1 protein-coding gene is annotated in these 1,245 nt (G+C 25.1%); it reads right to left on the bottom strand.

Annotated features, from left to right (window positions below):
* Positions 1–179 precede the first annotated feature (179 nt).
* Positions 180–1,245, bottom strand: a 1,066-nt coding sequence (locus FYJ27_RS12590; RefSeq protein WP_154485140.1) for a transposase, incomplete at its 5' end; no start/stop codon positions are given.

The following is a 1,245-nucleotide window of genomic DNA, read 5'->3' on the forward strand; positions in this document are numbered from 1 at the left end:
GGGGCTGTTTCATAACTGATTTATCAGTTATGAAATGCCTCTTTTTTTATGTTCAAGTTAACAACTGAAGTACCTAAGTTTCTATAAATTCAAATATATTTTTCTTAGTCTAATTTTAGGTATAGCAAAGAAAACTTAGATATTTCTAAGTTACATTTTATTTATGGTATTTTTTATAATTAAATTGTCTCTTTATATTTTATGAAACCCAGTTTATTAGATTTCATTTTATTGCTTAATTTCTTTATATTTATGGCAAAACTCAATAATTTCATTTCTGCAACAATTTTTTCCATGCTCCTATGTCTAAATCTTAAATATCTCATTCCCGATTTTATATATGAAAATATTCCTTCAGCTTGAATTGAACGATTAAGTCTTTCTATAATTCCTTCTTTTGTAGTTATATTTTGTTCTGATTCTTTTCTTAAATTTTCAAATCGTTCTGCCACATATATTCGTTTCAATCCAGATTTATTTTTAAATTTAATACAATCATGAGAATATCTGCAATTTAAACAATCTTTACATAAATAAACTCTAGATTCACTTTTGAATCCATATTTATTTTTTCTATATATGATTTTTTCAAAGTTGAGCTTTTTATTATTATGACAAATGTAGTAATCACCAGCTTTACAGTAAGTCATATTCTCCTTTTTAGATATATCTTTTTTATATTTTCTTGTTTTCTTTAATTCATAATTCGATGGTTTTATGAAAGCTTCTATTTGATTTTGTTTTAAGTACAGATAATTTTCCTCACTCTCATAGCCTGAATCGGCTACAACCCTATCTATTTTTATACCATATTTTTGCAATAAATTATTAACAAAAGTGGGTAAAGTCCTCATATCTGCTGGATTACTAAATCCTTCTATATCTACAACATATCCCCCATTTGTTGCACATTGAATATTATATGCAGGTTTTAATTGTCCATTTTTCATATGATCATCTTTTAATCTCATAAAAGTAGCATCATGATCCGTTTTAGAATAACTATTTCTTTCTCCCATTATTTCTAAATGTTTTTCATATGTATCAAGCTTATTAAGCCACTCTTCAAACAATTCATATCTTTTTTGTTCTTCTGTTTTTCTTTTCCCTTGACCATAAACAAATACTATATCTTTTGATTTACAAATATTTCTTACATTATTAAATTCCTTTAAAACAAGCTTTTTAAGATCGCCTTTTGATAATTCATCATTAATATTAAAATACTCCGAAATCTTTTCTATT

It is taken from the genome of Anaerosalibacter bizertensis, from assembly GCF_009696605.1.
Taxonomy (GTDB): Bacteria; Bacillota; Clostridia; order Tissierellales; family Sporanaerobacteraceae; genus Anaerosalibacter; species Anaerosalibacter bizertensis.